Annotated in this window: 14 protein-coding genes; 7 read left to right on the forward strand and 7 right to left on the reverse strand. The window is 42.9% G+C overall.

From position 1 onward, the window contains the following. Positions 1-8 precede the first annotated feature (8 nt). The 3 genes from B6N13_RS04990 (at position 9) to B6N13_RS05000 (ending at position 3,864) form a co-directional block, all read left to right on the forward strand. Positions 9-1,184, forward strand: a complete 1,176-nt coding sequence (locus B6N13_RS04990; protein WP_169458678.1) for a benzoate/H(+) symporter BenE family transporter — start codon at positions 9-11, stop codon at positions 1,182-1,184. A 17-nt stretch (positions 1,185-1,201) separates the two neighbouring features. Next, the gene (locus B6N13_RS04995) at positions 1,202-2,671 is read left to right on the forward strand and encodes a benzaldehyde dehydrogenase (protein WP_169458679.1); all 1,470 of its coding nucleotides are present in this window, start codon (positions 1,202-1,204) and stop codon (positions 2,669-2,671) included. 62 nt (positions 2,672-2,733) lie between these two features. Continuing rightward, positions 2,734-3,864, forward strand: a complete 1,131-nt coding sequence (locus B6N13_RS05000; RefSeq protein ID WP_169458680.1) for an NAD(P)-dependent alcohol dehydrogenase — start codon at positions 2,734-2,736, stop codon at positions 3,862-3,864. 126 nt (positions 3,865-3,990) lie between these two features. Here B6N13_RS05000 and B6N13_RS05005 read toward each other — a convergent pair whose 3' ends face one another. The 5 genes from B6N13_RS05005 to B6N13_RS05025 all read right to left on the reverse strand — a co-directional run bounded on the left by B6N13_RS05005 (position 3,991) and on the right by B6N13_RS05025 (position 9,376). Continuing rightward, positions 3,991-4,941 (reverse strand): lipid A deacylase LpxR family protein, encoded by a 951-nt coding sequence (locus B6N13_RS05005; protein ID WP_248280227.1) that lies wholly within the window; start codon positions 4,939-4,941, stop codon positions 3,991-3,993. A 344-nt stretch (positions 4,942-5,285) separates the two neighbouring features. Next, positions 5,286-6,659, reverse strand: a complete 1,374-nt coding sequence (locus tag B6N13_RS05010) for a short-chain fatty acid transporter (RefSeq protein ID WP_169458682.1) — start codon at positions 6,657-6,659, stop codon at positions 5,286-5,288. A 129-nt stretch (positions 6,660-6,788) separates the two neighbouring features. Then, positions 6,789-7,964, reverse strand: coding sequence for an acetyl-CoA C-acetyltransferase (locus B6N13_RS05015; RefSeq protein WP_169458683.1), 1,176 nt, complete (start codon positions 7,962-7,964; stop codon positions 6,789-6,791). Between the two features lie 20 nt (positions 7,965-7,984). Continuing rightward, positions 7,985-8,644 carry a CoA transferase subunit B gene (locus B6N13_RS05020; RefSeq protein WP_012070735.1) on the reverse strand — a complete coding sequence of 220 codons (660 nt, stop codon included), beginning with the start codon at positions 8,642-8,644 and terminating at the stop codon, positions 7,985-7,987. Positions 8,645-8,671: 27 nt separating this feature from the next. Next, complete coding sequence (locus B6N13_RS05025; RefSeq protein ID WP_012070736.1) at positions 8,672-9,376, reverse strand: CoA transferase subunit A; 705 nt, start codon at positions 9,374-9,376, stop codon at positions 8,672-8,674. 128 nt (positions 9,377-9,504) lie between these two features. On the opposite strand from B6N13_RS05025, the gene B6N13_RS05030 reads away from it, so the two are divergent. Continuing rightward, positions 9,505-10,386, forward strand: a complete 882-nt coding sequence (locus tag B6N13_RS05030; protein WP_169458684.1) for a LysR family transcriptional regulator — start codon at positions 9,505-9,507, stop codon at positions 10,384-10,386. Positions 10,387-10,412: 26 nt separating this feature from the next. On the opposite strand, the gene B6N13_RS05035 is transcribed toward B6N13_RS05030, so the two are convergent. Next, the gene (locus B6N13_RS05035; protein ID WP_012070738.1) at positions 10,413-11,324 is read right to left on the reverse strand and encodes a LysR family transcriptional regulator; all 912 of its coding nucleotides are present in this window, start codon (positions 11,322-11,324) and stop codon (positions 10,413-10,415) included. 501 nt (positions 11,325-11,825) lie between these two features. Between B6N13_RS05035 and B6N13_RS05040 the strand changes: the two genes are divergently transcribed. The 3 genes from B6N13_RS05040 to fdhA all read left to right on the forward strand — a co-directional run bounded on the left by B6N13_RS05040 (position 11,826) and on the right by fdhA (position 16,834). Then, entirely contained in the window at positions 11,826-13,121 is a 1,296-nt protein-coding gene (locus B6N13_RS05040; RefSeq protein WP_169458685.1) for a hypothetical protein, read from the forward strand. Between the two features lie 35 nt (positions 13,122-13,156). Next, on the forward strand, positions 13,157-15,421 hold the full coding sequence (locus B6N13_RS05045) for a glycoside hydrolase family 3 N-terminal domain-containing protein (RefSeq protein ID WP_169458686.1): 2,265 nt from the start codon (positions 13,157-13,159) through the stop codon (positions 15,419-15,421). Positions 15,422-15,640: 219 nt separating this feature from the next. Beyond that, on the forward strand, positions 15,641-16,834 hold the full coding sequence (gene fdhA, locus B6N13_RS05050; protein WP_012070741.1) for a formaldehyde dehydrogenase, glutathione-independent: 1,194 nt from the start codon (positions 15,641-15,643) through the stop codon (positions 16,832-16,834). Between the two features lie 82 nt (positions 16,835-16,916). On the opposite strand, the gene B6N13_RS05055 is transcribed toward fdhA, so the two are convergent. Beyond that, a complete protein-coding gene (locus tag B6N13_RS05055; RefSeq protein WP_169458687.1) occupies positions 16,917-18,443 on the reverse strand; it encodes an NAD(P)H-hydrate dehydratase in 1,527 nt (508 codons plus the stop codon). Between the last annotated feature and the right edge of the window lie 12 nt (positions 18,444-18,455).

Consider the following 18,455-nt stretch of genomic DNA (forward strand, 5'->3'; position numbering starts at 1 on the left):
ACGATAGGATGCTAAAAGATTTACACCTTTCAACTATTACTGCTGGATTGGTTGCTGTGCTTGTATCTTACTCAGGTCCACTGGCGATTTTTTTCCAAGCAGCTAACAGCGCTAATATTTCGCCAGAGATGATGACATCATGGGTTTTCGCCATATCGATTGGCGCTGCGATCAGTGGTATTGCCCTTAGCATCTATTTTCGAGTGCCAATTATTACTGCTTGGTCTGCGCCGGGTACCGCTTTACTTGTGACGCTGTTTCCAAACCTTAGTTTAAATGAAGCTATTGGAGCGTATATAACAGCAGCCATTATTATCTTTTTCATTGGCATAAGTGGATGGTTTGACAAAGTCATCCATTGGATTCCGAAGAGCGTCGCTGCGGCTATGATGGCGGGAATTCTATTCAACTTTGGTATTTCTGCCTTTCAGTCGTTCAACAGTATTCCAATTTTGACAGTTTCGATGCTCATTGGTTTTGTTATTTTTAAAACCATCAGTAAAACCTATTATTTAATGTTATTAGTTGCCCTAGGTAGCCTTTTATCTATTACGGTTTTACATGCCGATTTCAGCCATTTTACATGGCAGTTGGCATCACCTATTTGGATATCACCACAGTGGAGCTGGTCATCAACTTTAAGCCTAGCGCTTCCCCTCGTTATTGTTAGTCTTACAGGTCAGTTCTTACCGGGTTTTACTATTTTAAAAACATTTAATTATCAAGTACCTACTCGCCCAGTTATCAGTGTACTTGGGCTAGTCTCCATTCCTATCGCTTTTTTTGGAGGTATAACCACTGTTATAGCTGCGATTACTGCACCTATTTGCACCAGTCCAGATGCACATCCAGATCCAAATAAACGCTATATAGCAGGTATTTTTAATGGGGTATTTTATTTAATTGGTGGTATTTTCGCAGGTAGCATTGTTCTATTTTTCACCACTTTCCCTGCACAAATGATTGCTATTATCGCTGGACTGGCTCTTCTCGGAGCCATATTTAATAGCCTTACTCTTGCTTTAGAGGATAAGTCTAATATTGATGCAGCTGCTATTACGTTTATGACAACGGCCTCTGGTATTCAGCTATTCGGTATAGGATCAGCCTTTTGGGGCGTGGTACTAGGTACAGGAGCCTATGGGCTACTAATAGGTCTAAGGAAGTTAAAACAAAATCAATAAAAACAATGAGGTAAACTATGACAACCACTACAGAATTCTTACCTGCTCCGTTATGGAATGAAGCACTTTTTACTGGTGAGTGGAGCCGCCCCGCAAAAGCATTAAGCTCAGTCATTGAACCCGCCACAGGAAAATCTCTCGGCAATATAGCCATGGCTGATGAAGCTTTAATCAAACAAGCCTGCCAAGAAGCTCGACAAGCGCAAAGAAAATGGGCAGACCTACATTATGATGAACGCGCGAGCATCTTGCGAAAAGCTATTAGTATCGCAGAGCAACATTCAGATGAAATCGTAGACTGGTTAATAAAAGAAAGCGGCTCAATAGGACCTAAAGCTCAAGCGGAACTGGGTTTTACTATTAAGTCTCTAATTGAAAGTGCAGGTCTACCATCTCAAAGCCACGGGCAAGTTCTCCCATCTAGCGCTGGCCGACTTAGTATTGCAAGAAGAAAGCCCCTAGGCGTAGTTGGTGTTATCTCTCCCTTTAATTTCCCACTGTATTTGGCTATGCGTGCTGTCGCTCCAGCTATTGCCTTGGGTAATAGTGTCGTATTAAAGCCTGATCCTCGCACTGCTATTTCAGGTGGATTTGTGATTGCACGCATTTTTGAATTAGCAGGTTTACCTAAAGGCGTTCTATCTGTTCTTCCTGGTGATGGCGCTGCAGGTGCCGCATTAGTGGCTGATCCTAATGTAGCAATGATTCAATTTACCGGCTCAACTCCCGCCGGCCGTAAAGTTGGCGAAGCGGCTGGCAAACACCTTAAAAAAGTCTCATTGGAACTAGGTGGTAAAAACTCACTCATTATTCTTGAAGATGCGGATTTAGATATTGCATTAGCCAATGCCACATGGGGAGTTTATTTACACCAAGGACAAATTTGCATGTCTACCGGTCGAGTCTTGGTACAGCGCAAAATTTATGACAAGTTCAAAGCTATGATGATTGAAAAAGCAAAAAACTTACCTGCAGGAAATCCTGCCACGGAGCAAGTTGCATTGGGTCCGTTAATCAATGAGCAGCAACGGGACCATGCCGCGAATCTTGTTAAAGCAGCCGTTAAAGCAGGAGCAACATTGGAAGTTGGAGGAAACTACAATGGTTTATTTTTTGAGGCCACGGTCCTTAGCGATGTAAAACAAGATAACCCTGCTTTTATTGAAGAAATATTTGGGCCTGTGGCAATTTTAGTCCCTTTCGATACAGACGCAGAAGCAATAGAACTGGCTAATGATACCGAATTTGGCTTGTCTGCGGCCATTATTTCGCGAGATGTTGGCAGAGCATTAGCACTAGGTGAGCGTTTACAAACAGGGCTATTACATATAAATGATCAAACAGTAAACGATGAAATTATTAACCCATTTGGTGGTGTTGGCGCATCTGGTAATGGAACCAGTATTGGTGGCCCTGCGAACTGGGAAGAATTTACACAATGGCAATGGCTAACGTTAAAAGGCGATGCACCACAATATCCCCTTTAACGAGTAACAATGAAAGTCATCAACAATCATTAGAGTTATCAATAATAAAAAGGAAACTTAATATGACTGATACACAATTCACTCAAATAACTGCCGCCGTCACTCGCTCAAAAGGTGCGCCTTTTACTATTGAAAAAGCGCAAATTAGAGCACCTAAAGCAGATGAAGTACTCGTTAAAATCGTTGCTACAGGCATGTGTCATACGGACATGATTGTACGCGATCAGTATTACCCAGTACCTTTACCTGCAATCCTTGGTCATGAAGGATCAGGTGTTGTAGAAGCAGTCGGACCTTTAGTAAAAAACATCGCAGTTGGAGATCACGTTGTTTTGACCTACGGCTATTGTTCACAATGTAATTCCTGCCATACAGGCCATGAATCTTATTGCCAAGAGTTCTACCCAAGAAACTTCGGTGGTGGCGATATGGAAGGAAAAACGGCGATTCAAGATGCTAAAGGCGAACCATTACATGATCACTTCTTCGCCCAATCCTCTTTTTCTACCTACGCATTAAGCCTTGAAAGCAATACCATCAAGGTCTCAAAAAAAGCACCTCTTGAGTTACTTGGGCCACTAGGTTGCGGTATTCAAACGGGCGCAGGAGCGGTAATTAATTCACTAAAAGTCAGCCCCGGTAGTAGTTTCGTCACTTTTGGAGCTGGTGCTGTTGGTTTGTCGGCAGTACTCGCCGCTCAAGTTGCTGGCGCAACGACCATCATCGCAGTAGATGTCGTTCCTTCCCGATTAGAGCTTGCGAAAGAACTTGGAGCGACTCATGTCATCAACAGTAAAGAAGAAAATGCTGTCGAACGAGTAAAAGAAATTACAGGAAATGGTGCCAAATTTGCGCTTGAGTCTACCGGCATACCTGCTGTACTACGTCAAGGCATCGACGCCCTTGGGTCTCTGGGTACAATAGGTGTTGTTGGTGCACCAGCATTAGGAACAGACGCAAGCTTTGATGTGAATGACCTACTGCTTAATGGTAAATCCATTCGTGGTGTTGTAGAAGGTGACTCCACAACAAAAATATTCATCCCGCAATTAGTGGAACTCTATCTACAAGGCCGATTTGCCTTCGATAAGCTAGTCAAATTTTATGCTTTTGAAGATATCAATCAGGCTGCAGAAGACAGCGAAAAAGGGATTACATTAAAACCCATTATTCGCATTTCTGATCACGTTTAATGGCAAATATCTAAAGGCCATAATAAAGTATCCTTGTGATTGGCAAGGATACTTTATTATCTATCAATTCAAACAAGGACAACTAAGTTTTAGAGATAGCCTCTACAGCAATAAAATCAAACGTTATTATATTTGCCATGAAAACGTTAGTGTTCCATAACGAGTAAATTTATCCATTTCCCTGTCATGCTTATCACCATCGATACTAAATGGTGAATTAATGGCAAAAGCCAAAGCCATATCACCCCAAGAGTAAGTCAAGCCAGTGGTAAACGTATTATTGTTGTGGTTATAGTCTATAGACCGACTATTGCGGAAGGTATTACCATCGGTAAATATTTGATTAAATGTATAACCTACTTCAACTCCTGCAAAAACAAACCAACCTTCGTTAACAGCAATTGGGTTAGATGTTCTAGATTCCGCTAATAATACTGTGGCATAAGAATCATCAAGATTCTGTCCATAACGCAACATAATCCCAGTATTTACTCCACTTCGTAAGGTACCAATACTCGCATTTGCACCAGATAAAATATCAGTTCTGCCATTATCCGCTACCCATGCTCGCCAAGTTCGTCCTCTGGATAGCTCAAACACAACCTCATTTTCTAATTGCGTATCCCAGCCCATTGGGGTTTTAGCACTAATGACTCGATGCACTGCTTTTTGTGTTTGCTCACCCATAGCAACAGGGCCAACAACACCTAAAGTTGTGCTGACTCTATCTGCATAATTTGGAGTCACGGAAATATAAGCATTTGTAAAACTCAATAAAGCAGAATAAGGAAACGTCCCTTCAGCAGGGACCTTTTCTTCAATATTATATGGTGTTGCTAACGTTTGGCCTGCACTATAGATATTAACTGACGTTTTAACGTTTTCATTAGGCATGCTCCACAATAATGGCTTAACCCAAAAATCAGGTTGCTGAATGGATTGAACATCGTCACTAATTTCGAAGAATGAGACATAAATACCATTGGTATAGCCATTGTCTTCATTGACAAAAAAGTCGTTATCTAGTGTTGCAGACATCCAGTTAAAATCTGCATAAGCTGGCAGTATAAAAATCAAACAAAAGCCTAAAAAACATTTCCGTAATCTTATAAGCCCTTTTTGATTATTAGAAACTGCACCGCACTGCCCGCCCATTACTCACCTACTTTATTGGTATAAAAAAGGTAAATTATAAAGAGATCTTGGAGCAAAAACTGCAGCAAATAACATCTATAACAATTTAATCATAAAAGAACAATTGGTGAGGAAATCCTTATGAATACGATCTTTTGGTGCACTTTTACAGCCATCAGAAATAAGAGTTATAAAAGCAAAAAACCTCTGTCGGGCATTTCCTGACAGAGGCTTCTATTTTAATGCCAAACAAAAAATGGCAGACAAACTTAGCTAAAAGAGATCTCTTAAAAAATCAAAAAACCTAGTGAAATAATCACTCCAGAACCAATCAAGGCCATTAAGCAATAACCCATTACGTCTTTTGCACCAAGCCCAGCGATGGCTAGCGCTGGCAATGCCCAAAATGGTTGAATCATATTTGTCCATGCATCACCCCAAGCAATCGCCATAGCTGTTTTCGCAGCATCAACCCCCAATGCAGCGCCTGCAGGCATCATGATTGGCGCTTGTACCGCCCACTGACCGCCACCGGAAGGAACAAAGAAGTTAACAATACCAGCACTCAAAAAAGTGAACAGCGGGAATGTCGTTTCATTGGAGATTGACACAAACGCCTGAGAAATCACCCCAGCTAATGATGCACCAGAATCTCCTGTTGCTGTCATCATGCCCATAATCCCAGCATAGAATGGAAATTGCAGCAAAATACCAGAACAGTTACGCGCCCCTTGAGAAACCGAGCTCAACAAACTCTTTGGTGTTCCATGTAATAAAACAGCCGAAAACAAGAAGGTAAAGTTAACGACGTTTAAGTTCAGTGCAAAGCCATTATTCACAAAGTAATAAATAATATAAGCAAACCCCATTACACCAAGCAATAACGACAAAACACGGCTATTTTCAAGACGTTCTGCTGGAGTCATATTGGTTTTGTTTGGTGTCTCAACAACTTGCTCTTTTAATAATTCAGCGTCAATCGTAACCGTGTCTTGTGGTGCTGGATGCATCAAACGATTCAATAATGGAATCGTGATAAACATAACCGCCAAAATGGTTAGGTTCATCGTTGAGAAAATAGTTTCAGAGGTTGGAATAGGACCGGTCACCGCGCCATTGGTGACTTTCGAAATATTTGCCCCACCAGCAATAGACAATGGAATAGAACCGGACAGTCCACCATGCCAAAACAAAAAACCGCTGTAAGCAGAAGCAATCAATAAACGGTAATCTACGCCCTTTACACGAGCAGCAATTTCTTTAGCAAAAATAGCGCCTACGACTAAGCCAAATCCCCAATTAACCCAACACGCCATCGCACTGATAACGGTCACCAAGATAATCGCTTGCCCTGGTGTTTTCGCAACACCTGCCAGCATAGCTAATTTGCGCTTAAACGCTGGCGCACTCGCCATAGCATGTCCTGTTACTACGACCATTGCCATCTGCATAGAGAAGCTAAGCAAGTTCCAAAACCCACCTGCCCACGCGTTTACCACTTGCATTGGCCCCTGCCCGGTACTAGGCATAACCAATAAAAACACGGCGAAAGTTAAAACGATGGCAAAAATGAAAGGATCAGGAAGATAGCGCTGCAACAGAGTAACGAAGAATTGGCTTACTTTTTGTAAACCCGTTTGTTTTTGTTCGAGAGTATTCATCAGTTTTATCCTGTTTTTTATATTTTTTATTGGACGATAAAAGCAAAAAACAGAAAGAGAGACTAACTAGGAGCCCCCTTTCTGCATCACTTATTACGTTTATTAATGAGATTTTTTGTGCCAATTTCCTTAACGAGAAACCAACATAGCAACGCCCATTCCGCCACCAATACACAAGGTCGCCAGTCCTTTTTTAAGGTCTTGACGTTGCATTTCATGGAGCAATGTAACCAGAATTCGACAACCAGAAGCACCAATCGGATGGCCCAAGGCAACCGCACCACCGTTCACGTTCACCTTACTAGCATCCAAACCAAGCTCTTTGTTGACACACAAAGCTTGCACGGCAAAAGCTTCATTGGCTTCGATTAGATCCAAGTCAGATACTTGCCAATTAGCTTTCTTCAGCACTTTTTGAGTGGCGGCAATGGGGCCTGTACCCATAATTTCAGGATCAACACCCGCACCATTCGCGGCTTCAATTACAGCAAGAATCGGCAACCCCAAACGTTCAGCTTCTACATCGGATGTCACTATCACCATGGCAGCACCATCGTTCAACGTCGATGCATTACCTGCGGTGACGGTGCCTTCTTTAACAAACGCTGCTCGCAGTTTGCCAAGAGATTCAGCCGTAGTATCAGGGCGAATTTGTTCATCAGCATCGACCATAATAGGCTCGCCTTTACGCTGAGGTATTGAGATAGGTAGAATCTCTTCAACAAATCGACCCGCTGCCTGTGCTTGCGCAGCTTTTTGCTGGGAGTTTGCAGCGAAAGCATCTTGCTCTTGGCGGCTAATGTCCCAACGATTAGCAATATTTTCAGCCGTTTGTCCCATGTGATAATCGTTAAACACATCCCACAGGCCATCGGTCACCATGGAATCCAACAGTTCCCAATTGCCCATTTTTTTACCTGAGCGACTGTTTGGTAACACATGTGCAGCTTGACTCATGCTTTCTTGACCACCTGCAACGACCATGCTGGCATCACCGTTCAACACAGCTTGCGCCGCTAATTGCACAGCTTTCAAGCCAGAACCGCAGACTTTATTAATCGTCATAGCGGATACATGTTTTGGTAAGCCTGCATGAATAGCTGTTTGACGGGCAGGGTTTTGACCACAGCCTGCCGCTAATACTTGACCTAAAATCACTTCTTCAATGTGATCTTTCAAGATAGGTTGTTTAGCTAACATGCCAGACAAGAGTTGAGTGCCTAATTGCACCGCACTCAATGAAGATAAAGCACCATTAAAAGCACCAATAGGTGTTCTTGCAGCAGCAACGATGACGGCTTTCATAAGAAACTCCTTTAATTGTTTTAAGCAAATGCCATTTCTGGCACATGATCCGGCACGATGAGTTTGCCTTGGGTTTTTTCGATAATTTCTTCCACTGAAACACCCGGTGCTCTTTCTTTCAAGACAAACGCACCATCTTCAATTTCCAACCAAGCTAAATCTGTTAGAACTTTTTTGATACAGCCTTTGCCAGTCAAAGGCAAAGAACAATTAGACAGCAACTTTGATTCGCCATCTTTAGAAGCATGTGTCATGGTGACAATAATATTCTCTGCGCCTGCGACCAAATCCATCGCGCCGCCCATGCCTTTGATCAGTTTATTGGGAATCATCCATGAGGCGATATTGCCGTTCACATCCACTTCGAATGCACCCAACACAGTCAAATCCACATGACCACCACGAATCATGGCAAAGGATTCAGCGGATGAAAAAATCGACGCGCCTTTCACTGTGGTCACAGTTTGTTTACCTGCGTTGATCATGTCCGCATCAATGGTTTCTTCGGTAGGAAACTCCCCCATACCAAGCAAACCATTTTCAGATTGCAGCATGACGTCCATATTATTCGGCACGTAATTAGCAACTAAGGTAGGAATACCGATACCAAGGTTAACGTAAAAACCGTCTTGTAACTCTTGGGCAACACGTTGCGCCATTTGCTCTCTAGTAAGTGACATAAGAAACCTCTTTTTTATTCTGTTATTTTATTCAGCTGTCTTAACGGTTCTTTTTTCGATGCGTTTTTCAAATGTACCGAGTACAACTCGATCCACATAAATACCGGGCGTATGGATGTGAGCAGGGTCTAATTCGCCAATCTCGACGATTTCTTCTACTTCTACAACGGTGATTTTGCCGGCGGTTGCGGCCAAAGGATTGAAGTTCTGTGCGGTGTGGCGATAAATAACATTGCCATAACGGTCTGCTTTCCAGCCTTTTACAATGGCGAAGTCACCAACGATAGCTTCTTCCAACAAGTATTCACGGCCATTAAATTCTTTGGTTTCTTTGCCTTCTGCGACTGGTGTACCAACGCCAGTGGCGGTATAAAAAGCCGGAATACCCGCGCCACCAGCGCGCATTTTTTCAGCTAGCGTGCCTTGTGGAGTAAGTTCTACTTCTAATTCGCCATTCAATAATTGCTTTTCGAACAAGGCATTTTCGCCAACATAAGACGACACCATTTTGCGGACTTGCTTGTCTTCCAGCAAAATGCCCAAGCCAAAACCATCCACACCGCAGTTATTCGACACAACGGTTAAACCTTTTGTGCCTTTGCGTTTGATTTCAGCGATCAGGTTTTCTGGGATACCACACAGGCCAAAACCACCCGCAAGCACCGTCATACCATCTTCTAGCCCGATCATGGCTTCTTCATAAGAAGCGACGACTTTGTCAAAACCGGCCATAGTAATTCTCCTATCTTATTATTTTTAAATTCCATTCAGTTTGACCTAACGTGATAAATTAATTAAATTTGTTTTTTCTATTTATTAATAAGTTTTTTAAAACAATAATCCTAAAGAAGTATTCTTTAATGAACGTCAAACAAGTACGAGCCTTCCTCGCTGTCGCTCAATCAATGAGTTTTGCCAGCGCAGCCACACAATTACATTTGTCACAACCTGCACTGAGTTTATCTATTAAAAGCCTAGAAGATAATTTAGGTGGGAAGTTGCTGACTCGCACGACACGTCACATTGCGTTGACACCAGAGGGCGAAGCCTTGCTGCCAATCGCCAGGCGGTTATTAGCACAATGGGAAAATGCTGAAGACGAGATGAAGCAACGTTTTGCCTTACAGCTTGGCAAAATCACCATTGCTTCCATGCCATCCTTTGCTGCTTCGTTGCTGCCAAAAGCCATTCGTAATTACCATGCTTCGTACCCCAATATTCAGGTCGCCATAGACGATGTGTTATCCGATGTAGTAGTAGAAATGGTGCGGAACAACCAAGTGGAACTAGGAATTTCCTTCGAACCCAGTACTCCTATGGATTTGTCTTTCTATCCGCTCTATGAAGACAGGTTCATCGCGATTTTGCCAAAAGATCATCCACTAGAAGAACAAGACACGATTTGTTGGCAGGCACTTTTAGAATACGATTTCATCACCTTACAACGCCCTTCTAGCGTTCGCGCCATGATAGAAAGCACACTCCATGAGGCAGGCATCGAACTCAATGTGGCGTTTGATGCTCACCAACTTGCTACGGTGGGACGTATGGTCAGCGAGGGTATGGGCGTGGCTGTTGTCCCTGCGCTGTGCCGACAACAAGCCATAGAACAAGGCGCAATCTGCCGTCCCGTTATAGCACCCGAAATTCGCCGCCGCGTTGGCGTGATTTGCCAACCCAGATCCAACCTATCTATCGCCGCAGCAGCAATGCTAGATGTGCTGATCAATACTTATGCTTGATAGGTTTTTATCTGAATGTATAAAAACTATTCTGTTAGCTTAGCCACTGCGGCAAGCATCAGCTGTCTCAACCAGATAATCCCCAAATCTGCATGTTGATACTTATGCCACTGCATACTTTCCCTTAGTAGAGGCAATTTAACAGGCGTTGCAAAGGATTTTAAAGCCATTCCTTGCGAAATAGATTTATCAACTAAGCGCTTTTGCAATGTGGCAATTAAATTGGTTCCAACGACTAAGCTAGGGATACAAGAAAAGCTATAAGTACGAACATCTATTCGGCGCGATACTCCCTTAATTTTATAGGCATGAGTTTCAAAGGATGGATTGGAATTAGGTGGTTGCATACAAATATGACCCGCCGACATAAAAGCGTCCATCGTCATTCCCTTTTTTGATAGCTCACTTTGATCCCATACGACACAGACAAATTCGTCAGTGATTAAGGGCTCGCTTAGATGATAATCCGAACAAAAAATTTCTGGTAAAATCAATAGGTCTGCTTCACCTCGATCTAGCTCGTTCTTTGGATCACTCACCTGAGGAAGAAAATTTAACTTCACAGTACAGCCTTGCTCTTGTGTCATCTCAATCACATAAGGAATAAGCGTATGCAGCATATAATCGGACACACAAATGCGAAACTCACGATCAGATGAGGTTGGATCAAACCCTGGTTTAAGCATGATAGATGCGTCTATTTTTACCAAGATGTCACGAATCGGCTCTTCCAACTGTTCTGCAAGAGGACTTAATACCATCTTACGACCCGTTTGAATCAATAAATCATCGTTAAAATAGCGACGTAGACGAGATAAAGAACTACTCATCGCTGATTGGCTCAAGTGCAACTCTTCGGCAGCCATACTCACATTCTGATTACGAATTAAAGCATCTAATGCCACTAATAAATTCAGGTCAAGTTTTCGAAAATGCATTGTTTTTATTCTCTTTTTTTCACTTTTAGCACATTGGTAATGTATGAAATACCACGTATTTTTTCTTTAATCTGACTTGTTATTGTCACAATGGTCAAATCGATACCATAGATACGTAATAGAGATATTATTCATTTAAAGAATATTATTTTTTTATCTAACATGATTCGTATCAAAGGTTATGACTTGCTTAGCCTCCGTATTTATGTACAGCCACGCAAGCTAATTTATTCGCAATAAAAATAATAATTTGGAGTCAATATGATGGACCTACTTTTCCCTAAGTTGCTAAAAACGCCTGCTGTTCAACTCAAATACTCCAAAAATCCAATCAAAACCTTCAGCCCACGTTAGTGCCCACTGAGCAAACAATCTTCCCTATAAATCTACTGCCTTAGCTTTGTAGGTTATGAAATTCAGCTTGGCGCTCATTAATGCCCATGCGGTGGGCACCTTATTTCTAAAAATGCCAAAAACATAAAAATAAAAAGAGAGAAAAGCATGAAAAAAACTGCTATTGCACTATGTATGTTATCGCCTATCACTTACGTAAACGCCGGTGTATTGGATTTTTTAACAGAAAGTAATCATAAGTTTGGACTTAAAAACTTCTATGACAATGTTCAAAGTGGACGTAATGATCGAACTGGGAAGTCAGATATATTTAACTGGGTACAATCTGCTTCGTATGATTTTGATTCTGTGTATGTAGATGATCATTATGGTTTCAATCTAGGGTTACTTGCCGTTGAGCCGCTTGATTACGGTAAGATCTTTTTTGCTAAAAGCATTGCTCAGGTGAAAGTAGACGATAAGGGTCAACGAAGTGCTGAAGGCTTTAATAAAGTTACCGAAGCATTTTTAAAACAAAAGTTTACGACGGATGACAATATTAATGTCAATTTGTATGAAGGTCTTCGTGTGCTAAAGAATTTTGGCGCGGTCTCACGTGAAGGTAGTGTTACTTCTAGTGCCTACTACGGTATTACAGCAGAGGTAACAGCAAAAAAATGGGATATGAAAGTGGGCTATTTAACAGAATACAGCTCACCTAATGACTCAGATACAGAGGAATTACTAACCAAAGATAACAAACCAATAGATTTCATCTATACCATAGCTGCTGGCTACAACAATGATGGCGAATCTTTCCAGTATTACATCGGTGAAGGCCAAGACTACTTAAGAAGTCAGTCCTTTGGTTATAGTAAAAAGCTGACAGGTAAAAAAATCTCCGCAAAACTAGTTTATGTGGACGCGCTATCTAAATATAAAGCCCTATCTGATCAAAATCGTTACTTCGATGACAATGCCTACATTGCAGAAATAAAAACAGACTTCTTTTTATCTTCTGGTATTTTTTCTCTAGGTTACGCTTATGTTTCGGCAAAAAGAGAAAGCAGCTTAGGCCGATTTGAAAATAACCTTTCAAACAATTCGTATGGTGAAGATAGCAATCTCGCGAGTGGCTTGACTAAAGATTTCTATAACGACCAAGAGAACGTCTTATTAGCCAGTTACTTCCATCGGTACAACCAAGAAATAAGGTTAGGGCTGATCGCCCGTTATGGTTTTAACTTCGAATATAAAGGGCAGGACTTATACGAATATGAATTGGGCGGTGCTATTTTTTATACACCTACGTCAGTTCCAGGGCTTGAACTAAGCCTTAAAGGTGGACCAAATTCATCTTTCCGTCGTGGCAGAAGTGACAATACCCCCTACTTAGACAGTAATGGAAAAACGAACAATTTTGATGGCACAACCGTTATGGCAAAAATCAGCTACGACTTCTAATTTTTCTTTTGTACGGTTAAAGCGAGAAAATAAAAATGATAAAACCAACAACCAAATTCATGGGGCATTTATTGCTCCTCAGTAGTGCGACAGTACTGCTAACGGGCTGCGTTACTAGCCCTCAAGGCAATTTCACCGAAAATACTAATATCAAACAAACTAACTTAGTAAGCAAAATCAAACCTAAGTTATCTATTGATGGCTTAACATTTAAAGACCTAAATCAAAATGGCCACCTAGACCCATATGAAGATTGGCGTCTCCCGACACAGCTTCGAGTCAATGACCTAATCAGCCAAATGACACTACAAGAAAAAGCGGGCTTAATGCTAATTGATACTCTAAACAGCGGCTGTGAAGGCTTGCCGCAAGACACCGCAGAGCACTATATAAAAAAGCAAGAAATGCGCCGTTTTATCTTTCGCAACGTGGTCACTAACGATAACAGATGTGGACCAGATCGAGGTATTTTTGCAGGATCATCCTTAACACCTGCAGAATCCGCGTTCTATATGAACCAAATCCAAGAAATGGCTGAAAACAGCCGTTTAGGCATTCCTGTTTTACAGAAATCCAATGCACGAAACCATTTTGATAAAGACCCGAAAGTGGGTATTAATGAAGCTGCTGGCGCATTTACCCAATTCCCTAAAGAGCCAGGTTTAGCCGCAGCAGTTTTGGGCGAAGAAGCACTTCACCCAGGAAAAGGCATGGAGATAATTAAAACCTTTTCAGAAGTAACTGGCAGCGAGTGGCGCTCTATTGGACTACGCGGTATGTACGGTTACATGGCAGACCTTGGTACCGAACCTCGCTGGCACCGTTTCCATGAAACATTCACTGAAAATGCTGACCTTGATGCGAGCATCATGACTGAATTAGTAAAAGGTTTGCAAGGTGGGCCGGTCAATCCAGATACAAATATCGCTTTAACACTTAAACATTTCCCAGGCGGTGGTCCACAGGAAATGGGACTAGATCCGCACTATTCCTTTGGTAAAAACCAAGTTTATCCAGCTGGGCAGTTTGAAGAGCACCTTAAACCTTTCCAAGCAGCAATTGATGCTGGTGTCTCTTCTATCATGCCTTACTATGGAGTCCCGATTGACGTTGTCCACAATGGTGTGAAGTATGAGCAGCTAGGTTCATCATTCTCTAAACAAATTGTTACTGATTTATTACGTGGCGAGCTGGGATTTAAAGGTTATGTGAATACTGACACAGGAATAGTTGATGCTAGAGCCTGGGGATTGGAAGATAAAACTGTGCCGGAACGTGTCGCCCAGTCTATCAAAGCCGGGGCCGATACTATTTCTGGATTCCACGATGTGAAAACCATTACAGACTTGGTGGATCAAAAACTACTGACAGAAGCTCGTATCAATGAATCTGCAAAACGTCTATTAGCACCTATGTTTAATTTAGGTTTATTTGAAAACCCTTATGTAACAAGCGATTTGGCTCAACACATCATAGGCAATGAAAACCATCAGAATAAAGCCATGGATATTATGCGAAAGTCCATTGTTTTACTGCAAAATAATAACCTATCTGACAACACTAAAGTGCTACCAATTAAACACGGCGCTCACCTTTATGTTATGGGTATGGCACCAAAAGACGTTAAATCATATGGCTATAACGTTGTTAATGGAGAACCAACAGACACCAATGGCAAGGCTCTACCAAGGCCAAGCGCAAAAGGCAGTGACTATGCTTTAATCAGAGTCGAAGTCAAAAATGCCAGTCCGTTATTACGTAGCTATCGTTCAAGAGATGCGGCTACAGGAAATAACCCAAAACTGATCAATCCACTTACAAATCAAACATGGGGAGCAGAAGATCCATGCAATATGCATCCAGACATTAATCGTTTGTGTGTTGATGATATGTTTGGGCTAGGATTAATATTTGGTGGCGCTGTTCCATGGGAAGTAAATAACCTTTCTTTTACTAGCATGGCCGCTTCCGATTCGTGGAAAATCTCACCATCTTTAGAAGAGATACAAGCTGTGATGAAAGAAGTCGGTGCCGAAAACACCATTCTTAACATCTACTTTCGTAATCCTTATGTACTCGATGAGGCAAGTGGCTTGAAAAAAGCTGGCGCTATTTTGGCAGGCTTTGGAGTCAACAACAAAGCACTTATGGACGTTATCTCCGGACGTTTTTCACCACAAGGCAAGCTGCCATTTGCTCTACCTAATAACCTAACAGCTGTCATTGAAAACGATCCAGATGCACCAGGCTACGCGAAAAAAGACACCTTGTTTGATTACAATTTTGGCTTAACTTATTAGTATGCTTAATAAATCGACTGAATTGTTTTGATTGCTATTTTACAAAATGACGCTTTTATCATAAGCGTCATTTATACCTTAACCGTAAAACGCTTTCTTACAAGTTCACGTCGTTTTTAGCATGTTTCTATGTCGCTCTAAGGGCTACTCTTTATTTTCACTGGTGACAGAATAACCAGTCGTGCGCACAACAAAAACAACAGTAAAAAGGATGTCGATATGAGTAATCATGCAAACCGCGGTGTTATTTATCAAGGTAACGGCACTGTCAAAGTAGAAGCAATCCCCTTTCCAGAACTTTCTATTGGCAAGCGCCGGTGTGATCACGGCGTTATTCTAAAAGTTGTTACAACTAACATTTGTGGTAGTGACCAACACATGGTTCGTGGTCGAACAACTGCAGAAAAAGGCTTGGTTCTTGGCCATGAAATCACTGGCGAAGTTATCGAATGTGGTCGCGATGTCGAATTTATCAAAGTCGGCGACTTAGTTTCTGTTCCTTTCAACATTGCTTGTGGCCGCTGCCGCAACTGTAAAGAAGGTAAAACAGGTATTTGTTTGAACGTAAACCCAGCTCGCCCAGGTGCGGCTTATGGCTACGTAGATATGGGTGGCTGGGTTGGCGGACAAGCTGACTACGTTATGGTGCCATACGCAGACTTTAACCTACTAAAATTCCCTGATAGAGACCAGGCTCTGGAAAAAATCCAAGGCCTAACATTGCTTTCTGACATTCTTCCTACTGGTTACCATGGCTGCGTCACCGCTGGCGTGGGTCCAGGTTCTACCGTTTATATCGCGGGCGCTGGCCCTGTTGGTCTAGCCGCAGCGGCATCCGCTCACCTACTTGGCGCAGCTTGTGTCATCGTCGGTGACATGGTGGAAGATCGTCTAAACCAAGCACGTTCTTTCGGCTGTGAAACAATCGACCTAACTCAAGAAGGCGATATCCAAGACAAAATTGAAGCAATTCTTGGTGACCGCGAAGTCGATGCTTTTGTCGATTGCGTGGGCTTTGAAGCACATGCTTGTGGTTGCAACCACCATCAAGAATCCCCTGCTGTTGTTCTAAACTCTGCTATGCAGATGACACGTGCTGGTGGACAAATTGGTATCCCAGGTCTGTACGTAACAGAAGATCCAGGTGCGGTTGACGCTGCTGCTAAGCAAGGTAGCTTGAGCATGCGCTTTGGTCTAGGTTGGGCGAAATCTCACTCATTGCATACCGGACAATGTCCTGTTATGAAATACCATCGCCAACTAATGCAAGCCATCTTGTTTGATAAGATCGACATTGCTAAAGCAGTTAACGTACAAATGATTTCACTTGATCAAGCACCACAAGGTTATGCTGACTTTGATGGCGGCGCAGCGAAGAAATTCGTTATCGATCCACACAAAATGGTAAGTTAAACCTGCTTCATATTTAAAGATCTAGTTTGAACTGGCCTTGCCCTGCTAACCCTAGTTAGCAGGGCAAGGTTTTTTTTGGGTTTCAACGGGAGAAATATTGAGCTTTAAATCGGACTAACACCTTAGGCAAATGCTCGGGTAAATCTTCTGCAATCAGACCAATACCCACTTCATTGCCAACTTCACCATGCAACCAAACCGCGGCGGCAGCCGCATCAAATGGCGACATTCCCTGAGCCAACAATCCAGCAATAAACCCAGCCAATACATCACCAGAACCACCTGTTGCCAAATCCGCAGGCGCATTTGAATTGATAATCGCTCGTCCATCAGGTGCCGCAATCACGGTATCCGCGCCTTTCAATACCACCACAGCACCGCTTTGTTTAGCAGCAAGTCGAGCACGCGTTAATTTATCATTAGGATGTTGTTGATTGATTTCAGGAAATAGCCGCGCAAACTCGCCTTCGTGAGGTGTCATCACACAAGGACAATTTATGGCATCAAAGAGTATTTGCGGATCATTAGCGAAAGCACTGAGCGCATCCGCATCGAGGACGACCGCACGATCAGCCTTAAGCGCAGTCATCACCATTTTACGTGTGCGGATGCTTTCAAACCCCGCCAGCCCGGCTCCCGGGCCAACCACAATGGCATTATGACGAGCGTCTAATAACAACTCTTCAAAATCCTCCGCTTCTTGTGTCTGTTCTAGCTTGGCCACCATGATGCTAGTTAATGCACTCGCGTAAACAGGCCATGCTTTAATGGGGACAGCGAGTGTCACTAAACCCGCGCCAATTCGCATAGCACCACGAGCCGTTAAACGACTCGCACCAGTGATGCTTTCACCACCGTACACAACTGCATGTCCACGGTGAAATTTGTGCCCATCCAATCTTGGCCAAGGGTAATCTCGATACCAAAGCTCTGGGCTGTTCTGCCATGCTTGAGCATTTAGCGCTTCTAACACAGTAACGGGAATACCAATATCAGCAACAACCAGCTCACCACACAAAGCACGACCTGGAAGCAGTAAATGCCCCGGCTTTTTGCGGAAAAAAGTCACGGTTAATTCAGCGGGTGCAACAGCACCAAGCGCCGCCCCTGTTGTGCCATCCACGCCACTGGGTACGTCCACCGCGCAAATAGGCATATCACACTCAATCATGGCATCGACCATGTCGCGAGCTTTGCCTTCTAAAGGGCAAGCCAAACCCGCACCAAACATGGCATCGATAACCAAATCGGTTTGCTCTAATAAATCGACAGAATACTCTTCAACTTCACCTTGCCAAGCATGATAAAAATGCTCGGCTTCCGGAGATAACCTCTCCACAGAACCAAGAAAGGCTAAACGAACAGGCCAACCTGCCGAGCGTAAAATTTGAGCAATGACAAAACCATCTCCACCATTATTACCCGGTCCACACAAAACGAGTACAGAACACTTTGACCAGCGTTGAATCACGGCATCCGCTACCGCTTTGCCCGCTGCGGCCATTAGATCTAACGCTGGCACGCCAGCCGCTACCGCCGCTTTATCTGCCACGCCCATTTCATTTGACGTTAGCAGCGTTTGCTGGAATCTAACTAGGCGGTTTGTCATGTTTTATTTTCC

Source organism: Marinomonas sp. UCMA 3892, assembly GCF_012726345.1.
In the GTDB taxonomy this organism is placed as follows: Bacteria; Pseudomonadota; Gammaproteobacteria; order Pseudomonadales; family Marinomonadaceae; genus Marinomonas.